General features: G+C 74.7%; 21 protein-coding genes. 7 read left to right on the forward strand and 14 right to left on the reverse strand.

The features are described 5' to 3' along the window. Nucleotides 1–34: 34 nt before the first annotated feature. A complete protein-coding gene (pknB, locus tag ABTX81_RS25110) occupies nt 35–1,825 on the forward strand; it encodes a Stk1 family PASTA domain-containing Ser/Thr kinase (RefSeq protein WP_350549660.1) in 1,791 nt (596 codons plus the stop codon). 55 nt (nt 1,826–1,880) lie between these two features. Here pknB and ABTX81_RS25115 read toward each other — a convergent pair whose 3' ends face one another. Further along, on the reverse strand, nt 1,881–2,510 hold the full coding sequence (locus ABTX81_RS25115; protein ID WP_350549457.1) for a sulfite oxidase-like oxidoreductase: 630 nt from the start codon (nt 2,508–2,510) through the stop codon (nt 1,881–1,883). A 248-nt stretch (nt 2,511–2,758) separates the two neighbouring features. Between ABTX81_RS25115 and bfr the strand changes: the two genes are divergently transcribed. Further along, complete coding sequence (gene bfr / locus ABTX81_RS25120) at nt 2,759–3,238, forward strand: bacterioferritin (RefSeq protein ID WP_350549459.1); 480 nt, start codon at nt 2,759–2,761, stop codon at nt 3,236–3,238. A gap of 49 nt (nt 3,239–3,287) precedes the next feature. On the opposite strand, the gene ABTX81_RS25125 is transcribed toward bfr, so the two are convergent. Both ABTX81_RS25125 and ABTX81_RS25130 read right to left on the reverse strand, forming a co-directional pair. Continuing rightward, entirely contained in the window at nt 3,288–3,563 is a 276-nt protein-coding gene (locus ABTX81_RS25125) for a (2Fe-2S)-binding protein (RefSeq protein ID WP_350549461.1), read from the reverse strand. A gap of 183 nt (nt 3,564–3,746) precedes the next feature. Further along, complete coding sequence (locus ABTX81_RS25130; RefSeq protein ID WP_350549463.1) at nt 3,747–5,084, reverse strand: class II 3-deoxy-7-phosphoheptulonate synthase; 1,338 nt, start codon at nt 5,082–5,084, stop codon at nt 3,747–3,749. A gap of 309 nt (nt 5,085–5,393) precedes the next feature. Between ABTX81_RS25130 and ABTX81_RS25135 the strand changes: the two genes are divergently transcribed. Beyond that, on the forward strand, nt 5,394–7,328 hold the full coding sequence (locus ABTX81_RS25135) for an anthranilate synthase family protein (RefSeq protein WP_350549465.1): 1,935 nt from the start codon (nt 5,394–5,396) through the stop codon (nt 7,326–7,328). A gap of 48 nt (nt 7,329–7,376) precedes the next feature. Here the strand turns inward: ABTX81_RS25135 and ABTX81_RS25140 are convergent, their stop codons facing one another. The 3 genes from ABTX81_RS25140 to ABTX81_RS25150 all read right to left on the reverse strand — a co-directional run bounded on the left by ABTX81_RS25140 (nt 7,377) and on the right by ABTX81_RS25150 (nt 10,258). Then, complete coding sequence (locus tag ABTX81_RS25140) at nt 7,377–8,075, reverse strand: response regulator (RefSeq protein ID WP_350549467.1); 699 nt, start codon at nt 8,073–8,075, stop codon at nt 7,377–7,379. Between the two features lie 66 nt (nt 8,076–8,141). Further along, nucleotides 8,142–9,389: a MacS family sensor histidine kinase gene (gene macS / locus ABTX81_RS25145; RefSeq protein WP_502892847.1), complete on the reverse strand. Its 1,248-nt coding sequence runs from the start codon at nt 9,387–9,389 to the stop codon at nt 8,142–8,144. 38 nt (nt 9,390–9,427) lie between these two features. Then, nucleotides 9,428–10,258 carry a lysophospholipid acyltransferase family protein gene (locus ABTX81_RS25150; RefSeq protein WP_350549665.1) on the reverse strand — a complete coding sequence of 277 codons (831 nt, stop codon included), beginning with the start codon at nt 10,256–10,258 and terminating at the stop codon, nt 9,428–9,430. Nucleotides 10,259–10,523: 265 nt separating this feature from the next. Here ABTX81_RS25150 and ABTX81_RS25155 point away from each other — a divergent pair, with 265 nt between their 5' ends. Continuing rightward, nucleotides 10,524–11,318, forward strand: a complete 795-nt coding sequence (locus tag ABTX81_RS25155; protein ID WP_350549469.1) for an alpha/beta hydrolase — start codon at nt 10,524–10,526, stop codon at nt 11,316–11,318. Nucleotides 11,319–11,328: 10 nt separating this feature from the next. Then, nucleotides 11,329–12,153, forward strand: a complete 825-nt coding sequence (locus ABTX81_RS25160) for a hypothetical protein (protein WP_350549471.1) — start codon at nt 11,329–11,331, stop codon at nt 12,151–12,153. An 18-nt stretch (nt 12,154–12,171) separates the two neighbouring features. On the opposite strand, the gene ABTX81_RS25165 is transcribed toward ABTX81_RS25160, so the two are convergent. The 5 genes from ABTX81_RS25165 to ABTX81_RS25185 all read right to left on the reverse strand — a co-directional run bounded on the left by ABTX81_RS25165 (nt 12,172) and on the right by ABTX81_RS25185 (nt 16,404). Then, nucleotides 12,172–12,915, reverse strand: coding sequence for an endonuclease/exonuclease/phosphatase family protein (locus ABTX81_RS25165; RefSeq protein ID WP_350549473.1), 744 nt, complete (start codon nt 12,913–12,915; stop codon nt 12,172–12,174). Between the two features lie 138 nt (nt 12,916–13,053). Beyond that, on the reverse strand, nt 13,054–13,998 hold the full coding sequence (locus tag ABTX81_RS25170; RefSeq protein ID WP_350549475.1) for an ROK family glucokinase: 945 nt from the start codon (nt 13,996–13,998) through the stop codon (nt 13,054–13,056). A gap of 192 nt (nt 13,999–14,190) precedes the next feature. Beyond that, nucleotides 14,191–14,568 carry a DUF5304 family protein gene (locus tag ABTX81_RS25175; RefSeq protein WP_350549477.1) on the reverse strand — a complete coding sequence of 126 codons (378 nt, stop codon included), beginning with the start codon at nt 14,566–14,568 and terminating at the stop codon, nt 14,191–14,193. A gap of 172 nt (nt 14,569–14,740) precedes the next feature. Continuing rightward, entirely contained in the window at nt 14,741–15,913 is a 1,173-nt protein-coding gene (locus ABTX81_RS25180; RefSeq protein ID WP_350549479.1) for an ArsA family ATPase, read from the reverse strand. 35 nt (nt 15,914–15,948) lie between these two features. Then, complete coding sequence (locus tag ABTX81_RS25185; RefSeq protein ID WP_350549481.1) at nt 15,949–16,404, reverse strand: SRPBCC family protein; 456 nt, start codon at nt 16,402–16,404, stop codon at nt 15,949–15,951. A 338-nt stretch (nt 16,405–16,742) separates the two neighbouring features. Here ABTX81_RS25185 and ABTX81_RS25190 point away from each other — a divergent pair, with 338 nt between their 5' ends. Then, complete coding sequence (locus ABTX81_RS25190) at nt 16,743–18,536, forward strand: AMP-dependent synthetase/ligase (protein ID WP_350549483.1); 1,794 nt, start codon at nt 16,743–16,745, stop codon at nt 18,534–18,536. Between the two features lie 63 nt (nt 18,537–18,599). Here the strand turns inward: ABTX81_RS25190 and ABTX81_RS25195 are convergent, their stop codons facing one another. Continuing rightward, the gene (locus ABTX81_RS25195; protein WP_350549485.1) at nt 18,600–19,736 is read right to left on the reverse strand and encodes a glycosyltransferase family 4 protein; all 1,137 of its coding nucleotides are present in this window, start codon (nt 19,734–19,736) and stop codon (nt 18,600–18,602) included. 252 nt (nt 19,737–19,988) lie between these two features. Here ABTX81_RS25195 and ABTX81_RS25200 point away from each other — a divergent pair, with 252 nt between their 5' ends. Next, nucleotides 19,989–21,425, forward strand: coding sequence for a glycosyltransferase 87 family protein (locus tag ABTX81_RS25200; protein WP_350549487.1), 1,437 nt, complete (start codon nt 19,989–19,991; stop codon nt 21,423–21,425). A 12-nt stretch (nt 21,426–21,437) separates the two neighbouring features. Here ABTX81_RS25200 and ABTX81_RS25205 read toward each other — a convergent pair whose 3' ends face one another. Together ABTX81_RS25205 and ABTX81_RS25210 are read right to left on the reverse strand one after the other, a co-directional pair. Beyond that, entirely contained in the window at nt 21,438–22,493 is a 1,056-nt protein-coding gene (locus ABTX81_RS25205) for a hypothetical protein (RefSeq protein WP_350549488.1), read from the reverse strand. Between the two features lie 140 nt (nt 22,494–22,633). After that, nucleotides 22,634–23,698 (reverse strand): C40 family peptidase, encoded by a 1,065-nt coding sequence (locus ABTX81_RS25210; protein ID WP_350549490.1) that lies wholly within the window; start codon nt 23,696–23,698, stop codon nt 22,634–22,636. Nucleotides 23,699–23,707 lie beyond the last annotated feature (9 nt).

Raw genomic sequence — 23,707 nt, forward strand, 5'->3', positions numbered from 1 at the left:
GCGGACCCCCACGCCCTAGACTCGCCGGGTGGACATGGCATTGCGCGACCCCCTGATCGGTACCCTGCTCGACGGCCGGTACCGGGTCGAGCGGCGGATCGCCGCCGGCGGGATGTCCACCGTCTACCAGGGCACCGACACCCGGCTCGACCGGGTCGTGGCGCTCAAGGTGATGCACCCCTCGCTGGCCGGCGACACCGCCTTCACCGGCCGCTTCATCCGCGAGGCCAAGGCCGTCGCCCGGCTCGCCCACCCCAACGTCGTCAACGTCTTCGACCAGGGCGCCGACCACGGGCACGTCTTCCTCGCCATGGAGTACGTGCCCGGCGGCACCCTGCGCGACCTGCTGCGCGACCGCGGCGCGCTCTCCATCCGGGCCGCCCTGGACATCCTGGAGCCGGTGCTCGCCGCCCTCGGCGCCGCCCACCGGGCCGGCCTGGTGCACCGCGACGTCAAGCCCGAGAACGTGCTGATCACCGACGACGGCCTGGTCAAGGTCGCCGACTTCGGCCTGGTCCGGGTGCTGAACGCCACCGACGGCGCCACCACCTCCACCACCGCGACCGCCGGCACCGTGCTCGGCACCGTCTCCTACCTCGCGCCCGAGCAGATCCGCCCGGGCGCCGAGACCGACCAGCGGGTGGACGTCTACGCGGCCGGCATCCTGCTGTACGAGATGCTCACCGGCTCCCGCCCGCACACCGGCGAGAACCCCGTCCAGGTGATGTACCGCCATCTGCACGAGGACGTGCCGGCGCCGTCGGCCGCCGTACCCGGCGTGGCGCCCGCGCTGGACGCCATAGTGGCGGGCGCCTGCGCCCGGGACCGCGCGCACCGCCCGCACGACGCGGTCGAACTGCTCGCCGCGCTCCAGCGGGTCCGCCGCGGGCTCACCCCGGCCCAGCTGGACGCCGAACCGCCCGCCTCCACCCGCTCCACCCCGCGGTACCCGACCGGCGAGGCGACCTCGGTGCTCACCCCGGTGCTGCCGCCGGCGCCCCCGGTCGAGCGCACCAGCGTGCTGGACGTGCCGCCGGACGTCATGGAGCAGCTGCTCACCGAGCCGCGCCCGTACGACGAGCCGCCGCCGGAGCGCACCCCGCGCCTCCCGCGCCGGCGCCCCCGGTCCGCCGCGCGCCGCCGGCTGCCGCGCGGGCCGCTGATCTGGACCGCCGTCGCCGTCGCCCTGGTCCTGCTGGTCGGCGGGGCGACGTACACGATCTCCGGCGCGGTGTACGGCACGGTGCCGGGCGTGCTCGGCAAGAACCGGACCGAGGCGGAGCGGATCCTGGACGCCGCCGGCATGCACGGCAAGGTCTCCGAGGTGTACAGCGAGTCCGTCCCGGTCGGCCAGGTGATGGCGGCCGACCCCGGGGTCGGCACCCGGACCAGGAAGAGCGACGCCGTCACCCTCACCGTCTCGCGCGGCCCCAAGCGGATCGCCGTGCCCGACGTGGTCGGCCGCCCGTCCGCGCAGGCCACCTCGGCGCTGACCGGGGCGCAGCTGACGGCCGGCACGGTGACCGAGACCTACAACGACGGCGTCGCGGAGGGCTCGGTGATCAGCAGCTCGCCGGCGGCCGGCCAGCAGGTGCCGGAGAACACGCCGGTCGCGCTGGTGGTCAGCAAGGGCATGGTGCCGGTCCCGGACGTCACCGGGATGTCCAAGGAGGCCGCGGAGAAGGCGCTCCAGGCGGCCGGGTTCGCCATGCAGAGCAACGGGGTCAACCTGTTCGGCACCGGCAAGGTGACCGGCCAGTCCCCGGCGGCCGGCGAGCGCCGCCCGCAGCGCACCGTGGTGACGGTCAACTTCCCGTTCCTCTAGGAGTTCCTTCAGGGGTCTCCGCAGGAGTCCCTCCGGGAGGAACTCTTGGAGTCCGCTACCGCAGCGGCCCGTCGCCCGGCTCCTCCTGGTAGGAGTAGCGCTGCTCGCGCCACGGGTCGGCCCGGTTGTGGTAGCCGCGCTCCTCCCAGAAGCCGCGCCGGTCGGCCCGCATGTACTCGACCGCGCGGACCCACTTGGGGCCCTTCCAGGCGTACAGCCGCGGGACGACCAGCCGGACCGGGAAGCCGTGCTCGGCGGTGAGCGCCTCGCCGTCGCGGTGGGTGGCGAGCAGGGTGTCGGGGGCGGCGAAGTCCTCCAGCCGCAGATTGGCGCTGTATCCGTACTCGGCCCAGACCATGACGTGGGTGACCCCGGTGTCCGGCGGCACCAGATCGAGCAGCGCGGCGGCGGCCACGCCGGTCCACTCGCCGTCGAGCACGGAGAAGCGGGTGACGCAGTGCAGGTCGGCCCGGACGGTGGTGCGGGGCAGGGTGTTGAAACCCGCGAAGTCCCAGCTGCGCTTCTCCGCCGAGGCGGTCGCGCCGAACACCTGGAGGTCCCAGGTCAGCGGCTTGAAGCGGGGCACCGGGCCGTAGTGCAGAGCGGGCCAGCCGCGTTGGACGCGCTGGCCCGGCGGGAGCCTGGGGTCAGACGGCGGCGACGGTTCTTGTTCGTACTGACCCATGGATCCATGGTGACAGACGGCGGATGGCGCCCGGTGCACGCCCCTTCACCGCTTCGCGCGCCCCGCTCGTACGGGCCAACGGCGGAGCGAGGGGTTTCCCTCGCGCTGGGCAAATCGGATATTCCGACACATGTCCTAGTGAGTGTGAACTTACTGGAATTTCTTCCCATCACGGTGCCAGGATGCCTGCAACCGGAGCCGGAGGGTGAACGGCCCTGATCCCGCACGCAGAGCAGGAAGGCAGCGCCATGAAGGGCGACGCAGAGGTCATCGAGTTCCTCAACGAGCAGCTCACCGCCGAGCTGACCGCAATCAACCAGTACTTCCTGCACGCCAAGATGCAGGAGAACTTCGGCTGGACGAAGCTCGCCAAGTACACCCGGCACGAGTCCTTCGACGAGATGAAGCACGCCGAGGTGCTCACCGACCGGATCCTCTTCCTCGACGGGCTGCCCAACTACCAGCGGCTCTTCCACGTCCGGATCGGCCAGACGGTCAAGGAGATGTTCGAGGCCGACCGGCAGGTCGAGGTCGAGGCGATCGACCGGCTCAAGCGCGGGATCGTGGTGATGCGGGCCAAGAACGACGTGACCTCGGCGAACATCTTCGAGTCGATCCTGGCGGACGAGGAGGCGCACATCGACTACCTCGACACCCAGCTCGAACTGGTCGAGAAGCTCGGGGAGGCGCTCTACATCGCCCAGCTGATCGAGCAGCCGGAGTCCTGACGCCGCACTGACGCCGAGGCCCTGACGCCCCCGGCCCCGGGGGCGCCGGTCAGGCGGCGCGCAGCGGCGCCGCCGCCGGCGCCTCGGCGGCGGCGGGCACGGCCTCGGCGGCCGGGTCGGCCAGGCCCAGCCTGGCGGCGAGCCGGGCGGTCGGGCAGGGCCGGGCGCCGTGCTCGCCGAGCAGGGCCTGGATCCGCCGCACGCAGGAGCCGCAGTCGGTCCCGGCCTTGCAGCCCTTGGCGATCTGGCGCGGGGTGTTGGCACCGCCGTCGATCGCCCGCTTCACCTGGTCCTCGGTGACCGCATGGCACATGCACACGTACATCGCGGTCTCTCCCGGGGGTGAAGCGGTGAAGCGGAGTGGATCTTGACTAAGGCAAGCCTTAGTTCACTAAGCCTCACCTTACCCGGCGGACCCGGGTACGCAAAAGCCTCTCCGGCCGGGGAGAACCCCAGGCCGGAGAGGCTTTTGTCACACGCGGAGCCCCGTGGGCCCCGCCCGGTCGTCTCAGTTGCCGCCGCGGTACATCTCGGCGACCAGGAACGCCAGGTCCAGCGACTGGCTGCGGTTGAGCCGCGGGTCGCAGGCCGTCTCGTAGCGCTGGTGCAGGTCGTCGACCATCACCTCGTCGCCGCCGCCGACGCACTCGGTCACGTCGTCGCCGGTCAGCTCCACGTGGATGCCGCCCGGGTGGGTGCCGAGCGCGCGGTGCACCTCGAAGAAGCCCTTGACCTCGTCGAGCACGTCGTCGAAGCGGCGGGTCTTGTGGCCGCTGGAGGCCTCGAAGGTGTTGCCGTGCATCGGGTCGCAGATCCAGACCGGCTGCGCGCCGGAGGCGGTGACCTTCTCCACCAGGGTGGGCAGGTGCTCGCGGATCTTGCCCGCGCCCATCCGGGTGATGAAGGTGAGCCGGCCGGGCTCGCGCTCCGGGTCCAGCTTCTCGATCAGGGTCAGCGCCTCGTCGACCGAGGTGGTCGGGCCGAGCTTCACACCGATCGGGTTGCGGATCTTGGAGGCGAACTCGATGTGCGCGTGGTCCAGCTGGCGGGTGCGCTCACCGATCCACACCATGTGGCCGGAGACGTCGTACAGCTCGCCGGTGCGCGAGTCCACGCGGGTCAGCGCGGTCTCGTAGTCCAGGATCAGCGCCTCGTGCGACGAGAAGAACTCGACCGTCTTGAACTCCTCCGGCGCCACGCCACAGGCGTTCATGAACGCCAGCGCGTTGTCGATCTCGCGGGCGAGCTGCTCGTAGCGCTGGCCGGCCGGCGAGTTGCGCACGAAGTCCTGGTTCCAGGCGTGCACCTGGCGCAGGTCGGCGTAACCACCGGTGGTGAAGGCGCGCACCAGGTTGAGCGTCGCGGCGGAGGCGTTGTACATCCGCTTCAGGCGCTCCGGGTCCGGGATCCGGGACTCGGGGGTGAACTCGAAGCCGTTCACCGAGTCGCCCCGGTAGACCGGCAGGGTCACGCCGTCGCGGGTCTCGGTCGACTTGGAGCGCGGCTTGGAGTACTGGCCGGCGATGCGGCCGACCTTGACGACCGGCACCGAGGCCGCGTACGTCAGCACGGCCGCCATCTGCAGCAGGGTCTTGAGCTTGTTGCGGATGTGCTCCGCCGAGACACCGTCGAAGGCCTCGGCGCAGTCACCGCCCTGCAGCAGGAACGCCTCACCACGGGCCACGGCACCGAGCCGGGCGCGCAGCTGGTCGCACTCGCCTGCGAAGACGAGCGGCGGATACGAGGCGAGCTCGGCAAGGGTCTTGCGCAGAGCCTCTTGGTCCGGCCATTCAGGCTGCTGCGCCGCGGGCAGGGACTGCCAGGTGTGGAGATTCGTCACGGTCACGCGCTCAAGGCTACGGGGTGCGACAACCGATTCGTGACCACCGCCCGAGGGGTGAGACACCACGCGGACATTCGGGTGACCGGCCTCACTCCCCGTCGGGCATCCGCTAGGCTCGGGCCCGTGAACACGCCGCACACCTTCTCCTGGTGGTGGGCCGACCCCCTGGGTGGCCCACAGCCCGCGCGTTCCTAGACGCCAACGACCGGCCGCCCCTCGGGGCGGCCGTCGGCGTTCTCCAGCCGGCCGACAGCCCTCCCGGGAGCGGAACACCACCGCCGCAGAAGCCACCCCGGAAGGAACGCCGTAACCGTGACCAGCGCCGCCGACCTGCTCGCCCGTCTCACCTCCGCCGACGCACCGGCCTTCGCCCTGCTGCACCGCCGCACCCCGCGCACCGCCCCCGACACCGTCGAGGTCCTGCTCGGCACCGTCGACGCCTACGAGCGGCTGGCCGACCTCCCGGTCCGCCACGGCGTCCCCGCCGACGGCCCCGTGCACGACCTGCTCGCGCTGGTCCCCTACCGGCAGATCCGCGAGCGCGGCTTCGAGGCGCACGACGACGCCACCCCGCTCCGGGCCCTCGCCGTCACCGAGCAGTACGCCCTGCCGCTCGCCGAGGTCACCGCCGCGCTCCCCCGGCTGCCGGTCACGCTGAGCGGCGGCGGCTTCGACATCGACGACGCCGAGTACGCCGCGATCGTCCGCCGGGTGATCGAGGACGAGATCGGCCGCGGCGAGGGCGCCAACTTCGTCATCCGCCGCGACTTCACCGCGACCCTGGACGACTTCTCCCCCGCGCTCGCGCTCACCCTCTTCGGCCGGCTGCTGGAGCAGGAGCGCGGCGCCTACTGGACCTTCCTGGTGCACACCGGTGACCGCGTCCTGGTCGGCGCCTCCCCGGAGGTGCACGTCCGGCAGAGCGGCGGGACGGTCGTGATGAACCCGATCTCCGGCACCTACCGCTATCCGGCCGCCGGCGCCGGCCTCGACTCGCTGCTCGACTTCCTCCGGGACCCCAAGGAGCTGGAGGAGCTGACCATGGTGGTCGACGAGGAGCTCAAGATGATGTGCACCGTCGGCGACCTCGGCGGCCAGGTGCTCGGCCCCCGCCTCAAGGAGATGTCCCACCTCGCGCACACCGAGTACGAGCTGCGCGGCCGCACCTCGCTGGACGTCCGCGAGGTGCTCAAGGAGACGATGTTCGCGGCCACCGTCACCGGCAGCCCGGTGCAGAACGCCACCCGGGTGATCAAGCGCTACGAGCGCGGCGGACGCGGCTACTACTCCGGCGCGCTCGCCCTGATCGGCCGCTCGGCCGGCGGCGGCCAGCTGCTCGACTCGCCGATCTGCATCCGCACCGCCGACATCGACCCGGCCACCGGCCGGCTCGCCGTACGGGTCGGCGCCACCCTGGTGCGCCACTCCGACCCGCTCTCCGAGGTCGCCGAGACGCACGCCAAGGCCGCCGGGGTGCTCACCGCGATCGGTGCCCGCCCGGCCCCCGCCCGCCCGGCCGGTCCCAGCGGCCCGCGACTGGCCGACGACCACCGCGTCCAGGCCGCGCTGGACGCCCGCCGGGCCGGCCTCGCCCCGTTCTGGCTGCGGATGCAGCAGCCGGTCCCGGCCACCGAGGCCCTGGAGACCCTGGTCGTCGACGGCGAGGACACCTTCACCGCGATGCTCGCCCACCTGCTGACCTCGCTCGGCCACCGGGTCACCGTGGTCCGCTACGACGAGCCCGGGCTGCGCGAGCGGGTCGCCGCCCACCCCGGCCCGCTGGTGCTCGGCCCCGGCCCGGGCGACCCGGCCGCCGACGGCGATCCCAAGATGGCCGTACTGCGCCCGGTCGTCACCGACGCGCTGGCCGCCGTCCGCGACGGGCGGCGCACCGCCCCGCTGCTCGCCGTCTGCCTCAGCCACCAGCTGCTGTCCGCCGCACTCGGCCTGCCGCTGGTCCGCAAGGCGGTGCCGTACCAGGGCGCCCAGGAGAGCGTCGACCTGTTCGGGACGCGGCGCACCGTCGGCTTCTACAACGCCTTCACCGCCCGCTGCACCGACGCCGACGCCGCCCGGCTGGCCGCCGAGGGCGTCGAGGTGGCCCGCGACCCGCTGACCGGGGACGTGCACGCGCTGCGCGGACCGGGCTTCGCCGGGCTGCAGTTCCATCCGGAGTCGGTGCTCACCCGGGAGGGCGTGGAGATCGTCGCCGGGCTGCTGCGCGGCGCGGTGGCCGCCACCCGCTGAACCGCCGCGCCGGGCGGGGTGCCGGTGGGCGCCCCGCCCGGCCGGGCGTCAGATCTCGTCGTCCAGCCCCTGTTCGATCGCGTACCGGACCAGCTCGACCCGGTTGTGCAGCTGGAGCTTGCCCAGGGTGTTCTGGACGTGGTTCTGCACCGTGCGGTGCGAGAGCACCAGCCGATCGGCGATCTGCTTGTACGACAGGCCCTTGGCGACCATCCGCAGCACCTCGGTCTCCCGGGCCGTCAGCTGCGGGACGACCGGCGCGGCCGGGGCGGGCGGCTCGGCGGCCAGCCGGCGGAACTCACCCAGCACCAGGCCGGCCAGGCCCGGGGTGAACACCGCGTCACCGACGGCCGTGCGGCGCACCGCGTCGAGCAGCTCCTCCCGGCCGGCCGACTTGACCAGGTAGCCGGTCGCCCCGGACTTCACCGCCTCCAGCACATCGGCGTGCTCCCCGCTCGCGGAGAGCACCAGCACGCGCACCGTCGGGTCGTGCGCGACCACCTGGCGGCAGGCCTCGGCGCCGGACAGGCCGGGCAGGTTGAGGTCGAGCACCACCACCTGCGGGGTGCAGGCGCGGGCCCGGCGGACGGCCTCCTCGCCGTCGCCGGCCGTGGCCACCACGTCCAGCCCGGCCTCGGCGAGGTCGCGGGAGACGGCGTCGCGCCACATCGGGTGGTCGTCGACCACCATCACCCGCACCGGCCGCTCGGCGGGCGCCTGTTGGTCGATCGGCTGCTCGGCGGTCATGCTCGGGCCCCTTTCAGGAGGAGTCGACGGAGGGGGATCGGCGGCGGGGGATCGGCGGCGGGGGTTTCACCGCGGGCCGGCCGGGGTGCCGGTGCCGGTCCGCGGCACCCGCAGCTCCACCTCGACGCCCTCGCCGGGCGCCGAGTACAGCTCGGCGGTGCCGCCGAGGTCGCGCAGCCGGCCGCGGATCGACTGGGAGACGCCGAGCCGGCCGGCCCGCTCCGCCTCGCCGAGCCGCCCGGGCGCGAAGCCCGGCCCGTCGTCGCGGATCGAGACGGTGACGGCCTGCGGCTCGTCCTCCACCAGGATCCAGGCGCGGGCGGCGGGCCCGGCGTGCTTGCGGACGTTGTCCACGGCCGCGCCGACGGCCGCGGCCAGCTCCTCGGCCGCCGGGGCCGGCAGCGCCACCGCGGTGCCGGGGGCGGACAGGGTGACCCGCTCGTCCGCGAACGGGGCCAGCAGGGCGCGCAGGTCCCGCGGCTGCTCGGGCCGCTCCGGCTCGCGCTGGGCGGGCAGCGGGCCGCCGCTCATCAGCGCGCGCAGGGCGCGCTCCTGCTCGCCCGCCAGCCGGCCCAGTTCGGCGAGGTCCGCGCCGTCGGACCGCCCGGCGGCGCAGGCACCGGACGCGACCTCGCCGCCCCGGCGCTGGACCAGGGCGAGCACCTGCAGCACACCGTCGTGGATGTCCCGGGAGAGCCGCTCGCGCTCCCGGGTGGCCGCCTCGACCTGGAGGGCCCGGGTGAGCGTCGCCTCGCTGGCCCGGGCGAGCTCCATGACGTAGCCGATCGCGCAGCCGGCCAGCATCAGCAGCACGATGTTGTGGATGTTGTCGCCGGTCGGGCCGCCGTGGCCGAGGATGTTGGCCACCCCGATCACCGAGCCGGCCGCCGCCGCCCAGCGCCAGCCGCCCCGCCCGGCGAAGCCGAGCACGGTGCCGGCCGCCCAGATGGTGGGCAGCGTCGGGGCGCCGTGGCTGATCCGGGACGGCTCGTCGATCATGCCGCTCATCACGATGCCGGTGACGGCGAGCACGAGGTCGGTGGCGAGCACGTACCAGGTGCAGCGGTGCGGGCCGGAGAAGGCCCGGGTGGAGGCGAGCGTCCAGAGGGTCAGCGCGCCGAGGTAGATCCAGCCGGCGACCGGGTGCACGAACTGCAGGTAGGAGTCGAAGTACCGGAGCAGCGCGTAGCAGAGCGCCAGCACCCGGAAGAAGGAGATGGCCCGCCAGAGCGGCAGTTCGACGGACATGCCGCCCGCCGCCACCGCCGCGCCGACCGTGCCCGGGCCGGGCCCGGTTCTGCCGCCGTCCGTCATGCCTGCCGTCCTCCCCCAAGTGCCCGGCCGGCCCCGTCTCAGGCCGACCCGGTGCCCTTCTGCTGCTCCTGCTCGGCCTTCTCGGCCTTCTCCGCGGCGGCCTTCTCGGCCTCCGCCTTCTCCTCGGCCTTCTCGGCCTTGGCGGCGGCCTGCTCGGCCTTCTGGACGGCCTTGCGCTCGGCGTCGGCCTTCTTCCTGTCCTCGGCGATCTGCCGCTTGGCGGCCGTCGCGTAGATGTCCACGTACTCCTGGCCGGAGAGCCGCATGATCTCGTACATCACCTCGTCCGTCACCGAACGGAGGATGAAGCGGTCGTTCTCCATGCCCTGGTAGCGGGAGAAGTCCAGCGGGCGGCCGATCCGGATGCCCGGGCGGATGCCGAAGTTCGGGATCACCTGGCCGGGCGGCTGCACCTTCTCGGTGTCGATCATCGCGACCGGGATGACCGGCGCGCCGGTCGCCAGCGCGACGCGGGCCAGGCCGCCGACCTTGCCCCGGTAGAGCTTGCCGTCGGGCGAGCGGGTGCCCTCCGGGTAGACGCCGAACAGCTCGCCGCTGTCCAGCACGGCGATCGCCGAGCGGATCGCCGCCTCGCCGGCGCCGCGCACGCCCGAGCGGTCCACCGGGAGCTGGCCGACGCCCTTGAAGAAGGCGGCGGTCAGCCGGCCCTTGATGCCCGGCGTGGTGAAGTACTCGGCCTTGGCGATGAAGGTCACCCGGCGCTTGATCAGCGCGGGGAAGAAGAAGGAGTCCGAGAAGGAGAGGTGGTTGCTCGCGATGATCGCGCCACCCTCGGCGGGGATGTTCTCCTCACCCTCGATCCACGGCCGGAAGAAGATCCGCAGCAGCGGCGCGACGATCAACTTCATCAGTCGGTAGAACAACCCGGGCCTCCTGTATTGCGGACCGGTCGATCCTAATGCCCCGCGGCGTCCGCCCGTGCCCCGCCCCGCCCCGGCGGGGTGTCCCGACCCCGGGTGACGGAGCGTCCGGCCGGGTTCCCGGCGGGGGTGTACGGAGCGGGCGGGCCCGTGGGACGATGCGAATTCCGCAGCCTCCCGCACCGGCCCAGCCCCGCACGTCCCGCACGTCCAGCGCCACCCTCCAGCGTCCTCGCCCGCGAAGGAGCCCGCCATGCCGCTGCTGCCCGGCGCCGAACCGTACCGCCACCGGGGCGGGCCGGTGGGCGTCCTGCTCTGCCACGGGTTCACCGGCTCGCCGCAGTCGCTGCGGCCGTGGGCGGAGGACCTCGCCGCCGCCGGGTACACCGTGTCGCTGCCGCTGCTGCCGGGCCACGGCACCCGCTGGCAGGACATGCAGGTGACCCGCTGGGAGGACTGGTACGCCGAGGTCGAGCGGGAGTTGCTGAGCCTGGCGGCGGAGTGCGAGCGGGTGTTCGTGGTCGGGCTGTCGATGGGCGGCGGCCTGGCGCTGCGGCTGGCCGCGGTGCACGGGCCGGCGGTCGCCGGGCTGGTGCTGGTCAACCCGTCGGTGCGCTCGGACAACCCCGCGAGTGTCATTCTGCCGGTGCTGCGCCATCTCCTCCCGAGCCTGCCCGGGGTCGCCGACGACATCGCCCGGCCCGGCGCGGCCGAGGTGGCCTACGACCGGACGCCGCTGCACGCCGCCTGGTCGCTGGCCCGGCTGTGGAAGGAGGTCCAGGAACGGCTGCCGCAGGTGACCCAGCCGGTGCTGCTCTTCCACAGTCCGCAGGACCACGTGGTCTCCGCGGCCAACTCCGAGCTGGTACTGGCCCGGATATCCTCGACCGACGTGACGGAGCGGCTGTGCCAGCGCAGCTACCACGTCGCGACGCTGGACCACGACGCGGCGGAAATATTCGCGACCGCCCAGGACTTCATCCGACGGCTGGCTCCCGCGCACGCGGCGGGCGTCACCCCGGTGAAACCCGACCACCACCAAGGCTGAAGGGCCGGAAGTGCACGAGAGCAGCACGGCGGGCGGCGAGGACGAGACGCCCCGCGAGGACGGTGCGACCAGCGGCGGCGCACGGCCGGCCGCCGAGCGGGCGGACGGCGGGCGGGCGGACGGCGGGCGGGCGGACGGCGACCAGGCGGGCCGCGGACCGGCCGGCGAGACGGTGGCCGACGTTCCCGGTTCGGGTCCCGGCTCCGGGTCGGCTCCCGGCTCCGGCGACGCCCCGGCGGCAGCGGACGGAGCGGCGGGCGAGGGCGGCGCGGGCACCACGACCGGGCCGTCCCGGGCCCGGCGCGCGCCCGAGCGCAGCCAGGCCGAGCAGGACGAGATCTTCGCCGCGCTGGTCGCCCAGTTCGACGACCCGGTCGACCTCAACAACCCGAACTGGCCGGAGATCGAGAACCTCCGGGCGCGGGGCGAGCTCAAGGGCTTCAAGGGCCCCGACGAGGGCCTCCCCGGCGGGACCGGCGACCTCGCCGACCTGGCGCCCCAGCCGCGCCCGCGCTCCGGCCGGCCGGTCATGCCGGCCGCCGGCTCCGGCCCGCGCGACTTCGAGCTGGCCGAGGAGGCCGACGAGGGCCACTTCGAGCCGCCGGAGCCGCCGCCGCTGCCGGAGGCCGACGTCACCGCCAAGTTCGCCTGGCTGGCGGTGCTCGGCGGGCCCGCGCTGCTGCTCTTCGACGCGGTCGTCTGGCGCGAGGTCTCCGGCTGGCCCGCCTGGGTCGGGGTGGCCGCGTTCCTGGGCGGCTTCGCCACCCTGGTGGTCCGGATGAAGGACGACGACGAGGACGAGCCCGAGGACCCGCACGGCGGCGCGGTCGTCTGACCCCGGCCGCCCGGCCGGCTACCGGACCGGCAGCTGGAGGACGGCGAGCACCGGGAGGTGGTCGGTGGCGGCCCGCAGGTCGGCCCCGGTGACCCCGGGCAGTCCGTGCGGGACGCCGCAGGCGAGCACCTCGACGCCCGGCGTCGCGAAGACGGCGTCCAGCCGCTGGTAGGGGTTCTCCGGGACGGACGTCATCTCGCCGCCCCAGGGCGCCACCAGGTGCCCGTCCTGGCACCGCCCGGCCAGCGACCGCCAGCCGGGCCCGTCCGGGTGCTCGTTGAAGTCCCCGGCGATCACGCCGAGTTCGGCGTGCCGCAGCTGGCCGGCGAGCAGGTCGAACTGCCGCCGCCGCTCGTCCGCGTCCAGGCTGAGGTGGCAGCTGGTGACGGTGAGCGGGGGCGCGTCGGGCAGCTCGACCAGCGCGGTCGCGAAGCCGCGCGCGTGCAGGCCGCGGGTCTTCGGCAGCAGCCGGTCGTGGACGGACAGCACCCGGACGCCCGGACGGCCGAGCAGCAGCGGCCCGGCGGCGGTCCGGCCGCCGCCGGCCAGGACCGCGGTGCCGGTCCGCCGGGCGAGCCAGGCGGCCTGCCCCTCGGGGAACAGGTAGCGCGGCGACTCCTGGACGCAGACCAGGTCGGGCGCGCAGGCCCGGATCACCCGGACCAGGGCGCGCCGGTCGTCGCGCAGCGAGCGGACGTTGTAGCTGAGCAGCCGCAGCCGGCCGGGCGCGGGCGGCGGCAGTTCGGCCGCAGTGGTGGTCATCGCGGGTTCCTCCCCTGGGGGCGCGTCCTGGGCGTCCTCGGTGACGACCGTACGGCAGGACGGAACGCGCCGCGGCCCGCCCCTCCGGGCGGAGGGACGGGCCGCGGTGGACCGTGCGGGGGTCGGACCGTGCGGGGGTCAGACCGTGCGGGCCAGGTCGGCCGCGCCGGCGATGCCGGCGGCCGAGCCGGTCGAGGCGAGCACCACCTCGGCGCGCGGGCGGTGCACCCCGCCGGTCAGGTAGTGCTCGAACGCCTTGGCGACCGGGTCGAGCAGCAGCCGGCCGGAGTCGGAGACACCGCCGCCGAGCACGAAGACGCCCGGGTCGAAGAGCGCCGCGAGGTCGGCCATCCCCCGGCCCAGCCAGTCGGCCAGCTCGGCGTAGCACTCCAGGGCGAGCGGGTCGCCCTCCTCGGCGGCCTGGGTGATGTGGATGCCGCGGATCGTCTCGGCGACGCCGTCGTTGAGCTCCAGCATCCGCTTGCCGCGCAGCGGGTCGGCCGCGGAGCGCTCACGGCCGTAGCGGCGCAGCGCCCGGCCGGAGCCGTACTGCTCCCAGCAGCCCTTGCCGCCGCACCCGCAGGGCAGGCCGTCCGGGACCATGTTGAGGTGGCCGATCTCGCCGGCCACGCCGAACCGGCCGCGGTGCAGCCGGCCGTCCAGGACCAGGCCGCCGCCGATGCCGGTGCCGACGGTGATCAGCACCATGTCCTCGTGGCCGGCGCCCGCGCCGAACCGGTACTCGGCCCAGGCGGCGCAGTTGGCGTCGTTCTCGGTGACCGCCGGCAGGCCGGTGAGCTCCTCGATCCGGCCGCGCAGGGGCTCGTCCTCCCAGGCGATGTTGGGGGCGAAGATCACCGTCGAGCGGTTGCGGTCGACGAAGCCCGGGGCGCCGATGCCGGCCGCGGTCACGTCGGGGTACTGCTCCTTGAGCTCGCGCACGGCCTGCGCGATCGCGTCGACCGCCCACTGCGGGTCGGCCGGGGTGGGCACCCTGGTCCGGGCCAGGATCTCGCCGGCCTCGTCGACCACGCCGGCCGCGATCTTGGTCCCGCCGACGTCGACGCCGATGGTCAGAGCCATGTGTCCCTCAGCTATTCACTCGTTCCCGCTGGACGGAACGCTACCGCCCAACCATGCCCCCGTACACACTGCCGCCTACATTAACCGAAGACATTCCGTCGCCAACCAGGCCGATCCTGTTCAAAAGTCGTACATTTTCACCGGTCGCATCACAGGGTGAAACCAGGGCGTGACCCGGAGGGCATCAGGGGTTCACTGCTTGTCGGACGGGCCTTCAGGCGTGTCGTCCAGGTCCACCCGCTCGGTGCGGGCCGGTCCGCCGGCGGTCCAGCGGTGCTCGTGGCCGGCCACGGCGGCCCGGTAGGCGGCCAGCAGCTCGGAGCCGGCGGCGACCAGGCCGGTGCCGGCGGCGGCGAGGTGGCCGTACACCTCGGGCTGCTTCTCGCGCAGGCGGTCGGCCAGCCCGGCCAGCGAGATCAGGGTCTCGGCGCTCGCCTCCTGGGCCTTCTCGCCGACGACGGAGGCGAACCGGCGCACCTCGTCCACCAGCGGGCCCAGCTCCGGGCCGAACGGGTGCGGGCCGCTCCCGTCCTGCTCGGCGGTGGGCTCGGTCCGGTCCGTGGTGGTCATCTCGCGCACGCCTCCTCAGCAGCGGCGGCCGCACCCGCGGCCACCCGCCCCGACGCTACCGGACGGGATACGGCCTCCGGACCCGCGAGCGGGCGCCCCCGCCCCGAGCTCCACCTGAGAGGCGAGCGGGCGACTCCCCGCCCCGAGCTCCACGTGAGAGACGAGCGGGCGACTAACGCGGCCACAGGGCCGGGTCGGGGGCGAAGCGGACGGCGAGGATGCCGTCGTGCAGGCCGGCGCCGGCGACGGTGCAGCGGCGCAGGGCCGAGGGCAGGGTGAGCACGCGCCGGTGGGCGCCGAGGCCGACCACCAGTTCGTCGCCGCGCCGGACGAGGTCGAGGTCGGCGCGATCGGCGCCGGGCAGCGTGAGGTGCCAGACCAGCAGGCCGTCCGCGGCCAGCCGGTCCTCGACCGTCCACGGCCCGGCCGGGCGCGGCCCGGGGCCGGGGCCGGCGCCGTAGAGACGGTCGGCGACGGCCTCCAGGGTGGCCTCGGCGGGCCCGGTGGTGAGCACCGGGACGTCCGCGCAGGCGGCGGCCAGCGCGGCCAGTTCGTCCCGCCGGCGGCGGGCCAGCGCGGCCAGCCACGGGTCGGGCGAGTCCGCCGCGGCGTCCGGCAGCACGCCGTGCACCACCACGGCGTCCGGGCGGTGGCCGTGCAGGGCCAGGCCGGTGCGGATCCGGCGCAGTTCGTCGAAGGGGTGGGCGTCGGCCGCGGTGACCAGCCGGACGCTGGTGCCGGGCGCGGTGATCGCGGCGCGGGCGGCGGCGAGCGCGCCGACCGCCTTGCCGCGTGCCTCGTACAGCCAGTCGGCGGGCATCGGCACCCCGGCGAGGCCGGCCAGCAGCGGGCGCAGCGCCCGGGCGGCCTGGCGCTGCTCGGGGACCAGCCGGGCCAGGTAGCGCTCCAGTTGCTCCGGCAGGGCGAGGGTGGCGATCAGGTCGGCGGGCGGCGGGGCGAGCACCACCAGGACGTCCGCGTCGGCGGCGGGCAGCGCGCGCAGCAGGGCGAGCCGGGCGGTGCCGGGGAGGGCGGTGAGCTCCTCGGGGTCGAGCGGGTCGGCGCCGAGCAGGTCGAGGGCGGGCTTGAGCCGGCCGCCGATCTCGCCGAGGGCGTGCCGGAAGGCCTCCTGCTCGTCGGTCCGGGCGGCGGTCAGGCCGGGCGCGCAGACGGTCGGGCCGGCCTCCAGGCGGACGCCGAGGGCGGCGTCCAGGGTGCGGTGCGGGTCGTCGGCCGCCAGCAGCAGGGTGCGCCGGCCCTGCCGGGCGGCGTGCAGCGCGGTGGCGGCGGCCACCGCGGGCGCCGCGTGGTCGCCGCTGACCAGGATGGTGCGTGTCGCCGTCATGCCGTGCCGCCCCCGTTCCTCCGCGCCGCCGTGCCTCAGAGCGCCTTGCCGGCGGCGGTGTCCTCGACGCGCTTCTTCAGGCCGGCCAGGGCCCGGTCGATGATGACCTTCTCGGCCTTGCGCTTGATCATGCCGAGCATCGGGATCTTGACGTCGACGGCCAGCTGGTAGGTGACCTCGGTGCGGCCGGCGCCGAGCGGGGCCAGGGTGTAGGAGCCGTCGAGCGAGCGGAGCATCTGACTGCGCACCAGGGTCCAGGCGCACTCGCGGTCGCCGTCCCAGGTGTAGGCGAGGACGTGCTCGTCGCGGATGGCGCCGGCGTCGAGCACCAGCCGGACCTGGGCGGCCCGGCCGTTCTCCGCGGTCTCCAGGACCTCGATCTCCTTGACCTCGCCGGTCCAGGCCGGGTAGGCGGCGAAGTCGGCGATCACGGCCATCACCGTCGCCGGGGTCGCGTCGATGGTGATGCTCGACCTGGTGTGCTCCGCCATGGAATGGCCCTCCGCGTCGTCCCGTGCTGCTGGTCCGGCCGAGCCTGCTCGGCCGGGTGCGCCCGGAGCAGGCTATCGCGCCGCGCGATCCACCCCTTCCTTCGGTGCACCCCGGAGGGCCCGGGCGCCGCCACGGCGGCCCGCGCGGGGCCCGGCCGTCGGCTACCGGCCGGTCACCTGCGGGCTGCCGTAGGGTGCCATTCGAACGACCCGGTCCCGACCTGGTCGGACGGGTCAAGGTGTGACACTTCGAACACCGGAGCCGACCCCCCTGGTCGAAGCTGCCTACCGGGCAGTAACGTCCTGCCGTCCCGCAGCGTCGCGAACGAGGAGCAGTCTTGCTCGACTTCAGCCTTCCGGCCCTCTACCAGGTACCGAGCGGCGGTAACCTCTCCGACCTCGTGGTCCAGAACGCCGAGCGGCACCCCGGTGTCGCGGTGCTCAGCCGCAAGGTGGACGGCCAGTGGCAGGAGTTGACCGCCGCCCAGTTCCAGGTCGAGGTGCACGCCGCCGCGAAGGGGCTGATCGCCGCGGGCATCGCGCCGGGCGACCGGGTGGGCATCATGTCCCGCACCCGGTACGAGTGGACGCTGCTGGACTTCGCGATCTGGACGGCCGGCGCGATCACCGTGCCGGTGTACGAGACCTCCTCCGCCGAGCAGGTCGAGTGGATCCTCGGCGACTCCGGGGCGGTCGCCGTGTTCACCGAGACCGCGACGCACAGCGCGGTGGTCGACGGGGTCCGGGACCGGCTGCCGGAGCTGGAGCACACCTGGCAGATCGAGGGCACCGCGCTCGCCGCGCTGGCCGAGTCGGGCCGCGAGGTCGCCGACGCCACCGTGGCCGAGCGCCGCTCGCTGGCCGGCGCGGACTCGATCGCCACCATCGTCTACACCTCGGGCACCACCGGGCGCCCGAAGGGCTGCCGGCTGACGCACGGCAACTTCCTGGCCGAGTGCGGCAACGTGGTGGAGCGTCTGGCCCCGCTGTTCCGCACCGGCGAGAGCTCCGTCCTGCTCTTCCTCCCGCTGGCCCACGTGTTCGCCCGGATCGTCGAGATCGCCCCGGCGATGGCGCCGATCAAGCTCGGCCACGTCTCCGACGTCCGCGACGTCACCACCGAGCTGGCCGCGTTCAAGCCGACCCTGATCCTGGGCGTGCCCCGGGTGTTCGAGAAGGTCTACAACACGGCGCGGGCCAAGGCGCAGGCCGACGGCAAGGGCAAGATCTTCGACAAGGCCGCCGACACCGCGATCGCCTACAGCCGGGCGCTGGACGCGGGCGGCGCCGGGCTGCTGCTCAAGCTCAAGCACGCCGTCTTCGACAAGCTGGTCTACAGCAAGCTGCGGGCCGCCCTCGGCGGCCGGGCCACCCACGCGATCTCCGGCGGCGCCCCGCTCGGCGAGCGGCTCGGCCACTTCTACCGGGGCATCGGCTTCACCGTGCTGGAGGGCTACGGCCTGACCGAGACCTGCGCGGCCACCGCCTTCAACCCGTGGGACAAGCCGAAGATCGGCACGGTCGGCCAGCCGGTCCCCGGCGCCTCGGTGCGGATCGCCGACGACGGCGAGGTCTTCTTCAAGGGCCCGCACGTCTTCACCGGCTACTGGAACAACCCGCAGGCCACCGCCGACACGCTCAAGGACGGCTGGATCGCCACCGGCGACCTCGGCTCGCTGGACGACGAGGGCTACCTCACCATCACCGGCCGCAAGAAGGAGATCATCGTCACGGCGGGCGGCAAGAACGTCGCCCCGGCGGTGATCGAGGACCGGATCCGGGCGCACGCCCTGGTCGGCGAGGTCATGGTGGTCGGCGACCGCAAGCCCTTCGTGGCCTGTCTGATCACCGTCGACGAGGACTTCTTCCCCAAGTGGAAGGAGCTGAACGGCAAGCCGGCCGGCGCCACGGTGGCCGACCTGCGCGAGGACCCGGACCTGCTGGCCGCCCTGCAGTCGGCGGTCGACGACGGCAACGCGGCCGTCTCGCACGCCGAGGCGGTCAAGAAGTTCCGCCTGCTGGACACCGTCTTCTCCGAGGAGAGCGGCCACCTGACGCCCTCGCTCAAGCTCAAGCGCAACGTCGTGCTGAAGGACTTCGCGGCCGACGTCGAGGCGATCTACCGCAAGTAGCCCTCCCCCGAGCCACCGGCGCGGCCTGCCCCCCAGCGGTGGGGCGGGCCGCGCCGGTGTGTTCTAGCCCGCCAGCAGCGAGGTCAGCCGCCCGGCCAGCAGGTCCCAGCGCCAGGAGCGGTCCACCCAGCGCCGCCCGGCCTCGCCCATCCGGCGGCGCAGCTCCTCGTCCTTCAGCAGCCGCACGATCCGCTCGGCCGCCGCCGCGGGCGTGCCGCCCGGCACCACGTAGCCGGTCTCGCCCTCCAGCACCGCGTCCGGCGCGCCGCCGGAGTCCCCGGCCACCACCGGCAGCCCGGTCGCCGAGGCCTCCAGGTAGACGATGCCGAGCCCCTCGACGTCCAGCCCGCCGCGCCGGGTGCGGCAGGGCATCGCGAAGACGTCCCCGGCGCCGTAGTGGGCCGGCAGCTCCTCCCAGGGCACCGAGCCGGTGAACCGGACGGCGGAGCGCACGCCGCGGGCGTCCACCAGCTTCTCCAGGTCCGCCCGGTAGGGGCCGCCGCCGACGACCAGCAGCACGGCGTCCGGCACGTCGGCGAGGATCTGCGGCATCGCCTCGATGAGGGTGTCCTGGCCCTTGCGCGGCACCAGCCGGGAGACGCAGACCACCACCGGGCGGTCGGCCAGCCCGAGGCGCTCGCGCACCGCGGCGCCGCCGGAGTCCGGGTGGAAGGTCCGCTCGTCCACGCCGGGTGGCAGCTGCGCCATCCGGGCGGCCGCCTCCGGGCCGACCGCGGCGGCGATCCGGGAGCGGGTGTACTCGCCGAGGTAGGTGAGCACGTCGGTGCCGGTGCCGATCCGGCGCAGCAGCTGCCGGGCCGCCGGGAGCTGGGCCCAGGCGGCCTCGTGGCCGTGGGTCATGCCGAGCAGCCGCCCGGCGCCGGCCCGACGCAGCGTGGGGGCCATCAGGCCGAGCGGCGCGGCGGCGCCGAACCAGACCGAGTCGCAGCCCTCGGCCTTCAGGATCTCGGCGGCCCGCCGGGTGACCCGCGGTGTGGGAACCATCACCTTCGTCCGGTCGCGGATCACCGGGAACGGCTGTTCGGCGTCGAAGCGCGCCACCTCGGTGCCGTCGCGCCAGGTGGAGGCGTACACCACGACGCTTCCTGCGGGCTGACGGACGGCCATGTTGTGCACGAAGGCCTGGATGCCGCCGGGCCTCGGCGGGAAGTCGTTGGTCACGATCAAGGTCTTGTGCATCAGGCCACGGCTCGCTCGGTCGGGGGGTGCTCGGTGTACCGCTGGGTGATCCGTACGATAGGTCAACACCACGACCCGCCGGGAACGGAACCGCGCACGGCAACCGTTCCACCCCCGGGTCAGTCCTAGTACCGGGTGGTCGACGCGGCCGGTCCGGCGCCGTGGCGGCGCCCACCCCGACCCGCCCGGACCGCCCGGGCGCCCGTCGCGCGGCGCCGCCGGCGGGACGTCCGAGACGAACGAGGGAGCGCAGTGGAGTTGGCCCCGGCCACCGAGTCCGGTACACCCAGCGGCGCCAAGGGCTCCGGCACGGCGCTCGCCGTCCGCCGCGAGCCGGCGCAGAGCCCCACGCGCCCCTCCGGCCGCTCGGGCGCGCTCCTGGCGCTCGGCGCGAGCTGGGTGGCGACCCGGACGCTCCTGCTGCTGCTGGTGACCGGCGTGCTGCGGATGCCCGGCGGGGACATCACCGCCGACGTCTGGCTGATCTACCACGGCTGGTACGGCGTGCTGCAGACCGGCACCTTCCCGCTGGACGACGTCACCTGGCAGTACCCGCCCGGCGCCGCCCTGGTGATCCTGCTGCCGGGCCTGCTGCCCTGGTCCTACCTGGTGTCGTTCTGGGTGATCTGCGGGATCGCCGACGCCGCCGCGATGGCCCTGCTGGTCCGCACCGGGCTGCGCAAGGGCCGGGCGCTGACCGGCGCCTGGGTCTGGGTGGCCGGCGTCCCGCTGCTCGGCCCGATGATCTACAACCGCTACGACGTGATCGTCACCGCGATCGCGGTGGCCGGTCTGCTGGCGCTGATCCGCCGCCCGGCGGTCGGCGGCCTGCTGCTGGGCCTCGGCGGCATCGTCAAGATCTGGCCGCTGCTCGGCCTGATCGGCACCCCGTCCGGGCGGCGCACCCGCCGCTCGTGGACGGCCGCGGCCGCCGCGACCGCCGCGATCGGCTTCCTGCTGGCCGCCGGGATGAACGGCGCCTTCGAGTTCCTGACGTTCCAGAAGGACCGCGGCATCGAGGTGGAGTCGGTCGGCGCGCTGCCGATCCACTTCGCCCGGATCGCCGGGGCCTGGGACGGCAAGGTGATGATGAACTACGGCTCGGTGGAGATGCTCGGGCCGTGGGTGGACGTGGTCAGCAAGGTGATGCTGGCCGGCACCGTGCTCGGCTTCGGCTGGCTGCTGCTGTGGCGCTTCACCGCCAAGCGGCGCAACGCGGCCACCATGTACGACGCCGCGCTCGCCGCGCTGCTGATCTTCACGGTGACCAGCCGGGTGATCAGCCCGCAGTACCTGGTCTGGCTGGTCGGCGCGGCGGCGGTCTGCCTGACCGTGCGCGGCACCAGCCAGCGGCCGGTGGCGCTGCTGATCCTGGCCGCGACCCCGCTGACCCTGGTGGAGTTCCCGCTGGTCTTCGGCGACGTGGTCGCCAGCCGGCCGGGGGCGATCGCCGTGCTGACCCTGCGCAACCTGCTGCTGCTGGTCGCCACCGTGCTGTCCTGCGTCCGGCTCTGGCGCTCCACCAGGCGCACCGAGCCGCTGCCGGAGACCGTGGTGCTGGCCCGCCCGGAGCCGGTGCCGGCGGCCGCGTTCTCGGTCCGCCCGGGCATCGCCTACGAGCAGGACCTGCTGGACGGCATCGACCGGCCGCGGACGCCCGGCGAGCGCCGCCAGGGCGCCCGGCCCTGAGGCCCGGCCTCCTCAGGAGGCCAGCGCCCGGACCTCGGCCAGCCAGAGGCGGGTGAACTCGGCCAGGCCCAGGCCGAGCCGGTCGCTGAGCAGACCATCCAGCCAGGCCTGCCGGTCCGCGCCCGGGCCCGCCGCGCCGACCGCCCGGTAGAGGTCCACCAGCCGCTGCGGCCCGTACCGGCGGGCGATCAGGTCGCAGGCCAGCCAGGCCTGCTCGTAGACCTGGGCGAGGCCGTCCCCGCCGGCCGCGAAGGCGGCGTCCTCGGGCAGCGCGGCGGGCAGCCGCCCGGCGGCTACGTCCCGGGCCAGCTCCGGGGCGATCCGGCGGGCCGGGCGGCCCGCGTCGCGGTAGCCGGTCCAGTCGGCGGCGCCCTCGGAGAGCCAGAGCGGCGTCCAGGCGCGGGTGTCGGCCCGGGTCGCCACGTGCACGGCCTCATGGGTGACCACCACCTGCCGGCCGAAGTCGCTGAGGCCCGGGTAGGTCTCCGGGTTGACCAGGATCCGGTCGGCCGGGGCGTTCAGCGGCGCGCCGGGGGCGGCCACCGTGACCGCGGCCATCCCGGACCAGCCGGGCCGCTCCTCCGCCAGCAGCCGGGTGAACTGCTCGCCGGTGGCCGGCAGTTCGAGCAGCAGCCGGCCGGCCCAGGCGGTGCCCCAGAGGGCCTCGACGGCGGCCACCGCACGGTCGCCGACGGCCGCGAGCCCGGCAGGGGCCTCCCCGGCCTCCCCGGCGTCCCCGGCCTCCCCGGCGACCACCCCGAGCACCAGGCAGCGCGCGCCGGCCGCGGCCCGGACGGTGCCGAGGTCCCACAGCGGCGGCGGACCGCCGGCGCCCTCCTCGCGGTCGACCCGCCAGCCGGCGGCGGACCGGGCCAGCGCCAGCCGGCGTGGATGGACCACCGGCCGCCGGTCGTACCCGGTCACCTCGACCGTCAGCTCGGCGGTGGCGGCGCACCGCCCGGCCGGGTCCACCGGGCCGAGCAGCAGGTTCCGGTACCCGGCGCGCAGCGGCAGCCCGGGCGGCCCCGCGGTCAGCGCCCGGGCCCGCCCGTCGAGCAGCGCCAGCACGTCGGCGTGCTCGTCCGAGGCCGCCGCGGCGGACGGCGCCGGGGCGGCGCCGGGCAGCGACAGCTGGGCCAGGCCGCCGGCCGCGAGCAGCAGGGCGGTGCGCCGCGACGGCCCGCGGCCGGTGGCGGGGTCCGGGCGGCTCAGAGCCGGATCACCCCCGAGACGGGCATCGTGGTGACGCTCTCGTAGCGGACCCGGGCGCCCGGGTAGGGGGCGTGTACGATCACCCCGCCGCCGGCGTACATCCCGACGTGGTGCATGTCCCGGTAGAAGATCACCAGGTCTCCCGGCCGCGCTTCGGTGAGGCTGACCCGCTGCCCGGCGTACGCCTGGGCCTGCGAGGTGCGCGGCAGGGTCACTCCGGCCTGCCGCCAGCTCCAGTACATCAGACCGGAGCAGTCGAACGCCTTGGGCCCGGTGGACCCGTAGACGTAGGGCGCGCCGATCATCCGCACCGCGGCGGCCAGCGCGGCGGCCCCGCGTTCGGAGGCGGGCGGGGTGCTGCCGAAGTCCAGCCGGTCGGTGCCCCGGGTGGCCCGCTGCTCCGCGTCGCGGGCGTCCTGGGCGGCGAGCCGGGCCCGCTCGACGGCGCCGAGGCTGTTGAGCAGCCGCTGCGCCTTGGCGAGCCGCTGCTGGATCTGCTGCTTGCTCTCGGCCAGCGCCTTGCGGGTCTGCTCCAGCTCGGCGAGCTTGGCGCCGGCCTCGGCCCGGCGCTGGTCGAGCACCCGCTGACGGCCCACCAGCTCGTGCAGGGTCTCGTTCTGCCGCTCGGCGCTCTGGTCGAGGACGCGGGCCCGGGAGAGGTAGCCCTCCGGGTCGGTGGAGAGCATCAGCTGGACCGTCCTGGTCATCCCGCCGCCGCGGTACTCGGCGCCGGCCACGGTGGCGAGGTCGCCGCGCAGCCGGTTGAGCTCGTCCTGGGCGGAGGCGATCTGCTGCTGCAGCGTGCCGGTCTCGTGCTGGAGCCGCTGCTGGACGTCCTGGGCGGCGTTGAACCGCTCCGAGGCCTGCTCGGCCTCGTCGTAGAGCTGCTCCACCTGCGCCTTGACGTCCTTGCGGTCGGCCTGGCCGTCCGGCGAGCCGGGAGCGGCCCGGGCGCTGCCGCCGGTCGCCACGCCCAGCGCGGTGGTGGCCGCCGCGGTGAGCACCAGCGCCCGGGCGAGCACGTGCGCACCTGACAGCGGGGAACGGCGGTGCACGGCCATGCGACGTCG

It is taken from the genome of Kitasatospora sp. NPDC097605 (assembly GCF_040302725.1).
Lineage (GTDB): Bacteria > Actinomycetota > Actinomycetes > Streptomycetales > Streptomycetaceae > Kitasatospora.

Coding starts and splice junctions, on each gene's coding strand:
- pknB (WP_350549660.1), top strand. CDS start 35: ATGGCATTGCGCGACCCCCTGATCGGTACCCTGCTCGACGGCCGGTAC.
- ABTX81_RS25115 (WP_350549457.1), bottom strand. CDS start 2,510: ATGGGTCAGTACGAACAAGAACCGTCGCCGCCGTCTGACCCCAGGCTC.
- bfr (WP_350549459.1), top strand. CDS start 2,759: ATGAAGGGCGACGCAGAGGTCATCGAGTTCCTCAACGAGCAGCTCACC.
- ABTX81_RS25125 (WP_350549461.1), bottom strand. CDS start 3,563: ATGTACGTGTGCATGTGCCATGCGGTCACCGAGGACCAGGTGAAGCGG.
- ABTX81_RS25140 (WP_350549467.1), bottom strand. CDS start 8,075: ATGACCGCCGAGCAGCCGATCGACCAACAGGCGCCCGCCGAGCGGCCG.
- macS (WP_502892847.1), bottom strand. CDS start 9,389: ATGACGGACGGCGGCAGAACCGGGCCCGGCCCGGGCACGGTCGGCGCG.
- ABTX81_RS25150 (WP_350549665.1), bottom strand. CDS start 10,258: ATGAAGTTGATCGTCGCGCCGCTGCTGCGGATCTTCTTCCGGCCGTGG.
- ABTX81_RS25155 (WP_350549469.1), top strand. CDS start 10,524: ATGCCGCTGCTGCCCGGCGCCGAACCGTACCGCCACCGGGGCGGGCCG.
- ABTX81_RS25165 (WP_350549473.1), bottom strand. CDS start 12,915: ATGACCACCACTGCGGCCGAACTGCCGCCGCCCGCGCCCGGCCGGCTG.
- ABTX81_RS25170 (WP_350549475.1), bottom strand. CDS start 13,998: ATGGCTCTGACCATCGGCGTCGACGTCGGCGGGACCAAGATCGCGGCC.
- ABTX81_RS25175 (WP_350549477.1), bottom strand. CDS start 14,568: ATGACCACCACGGACCGGACCGAGCCCACCGCCGAGCAGGACGGGAGC.
- ABTX81_RS25180 (WP_350549479.1), bottom strand. CDS start 15,913: ATGACGGCGACACGCACCATCCTGGTCAGCGGCGACCACGCGGCGCCC.
- ABTX81_RS25185 (WP_350549481.1), bottom strand. CDS start 16,404: ATGGCGGAGCACACCAGGTCGAGCATCACCATCGACGCGACCCCGGCG.
- ABTX81_RS25195 (WP_350549485.1), bottom strand. CDS start 19,736: ATGCACAAGACCTTGATCGTGACCAACGACTTCCCGCCGAGGCCCGGC.
- ABTX81_RS25210 (WP_350549490.1), bottom strand. CDS start 23,698: ATGGCCGTGCACCGCCGTTCCCCGCTGTCAGGTGCGCACGTGCTCGCC.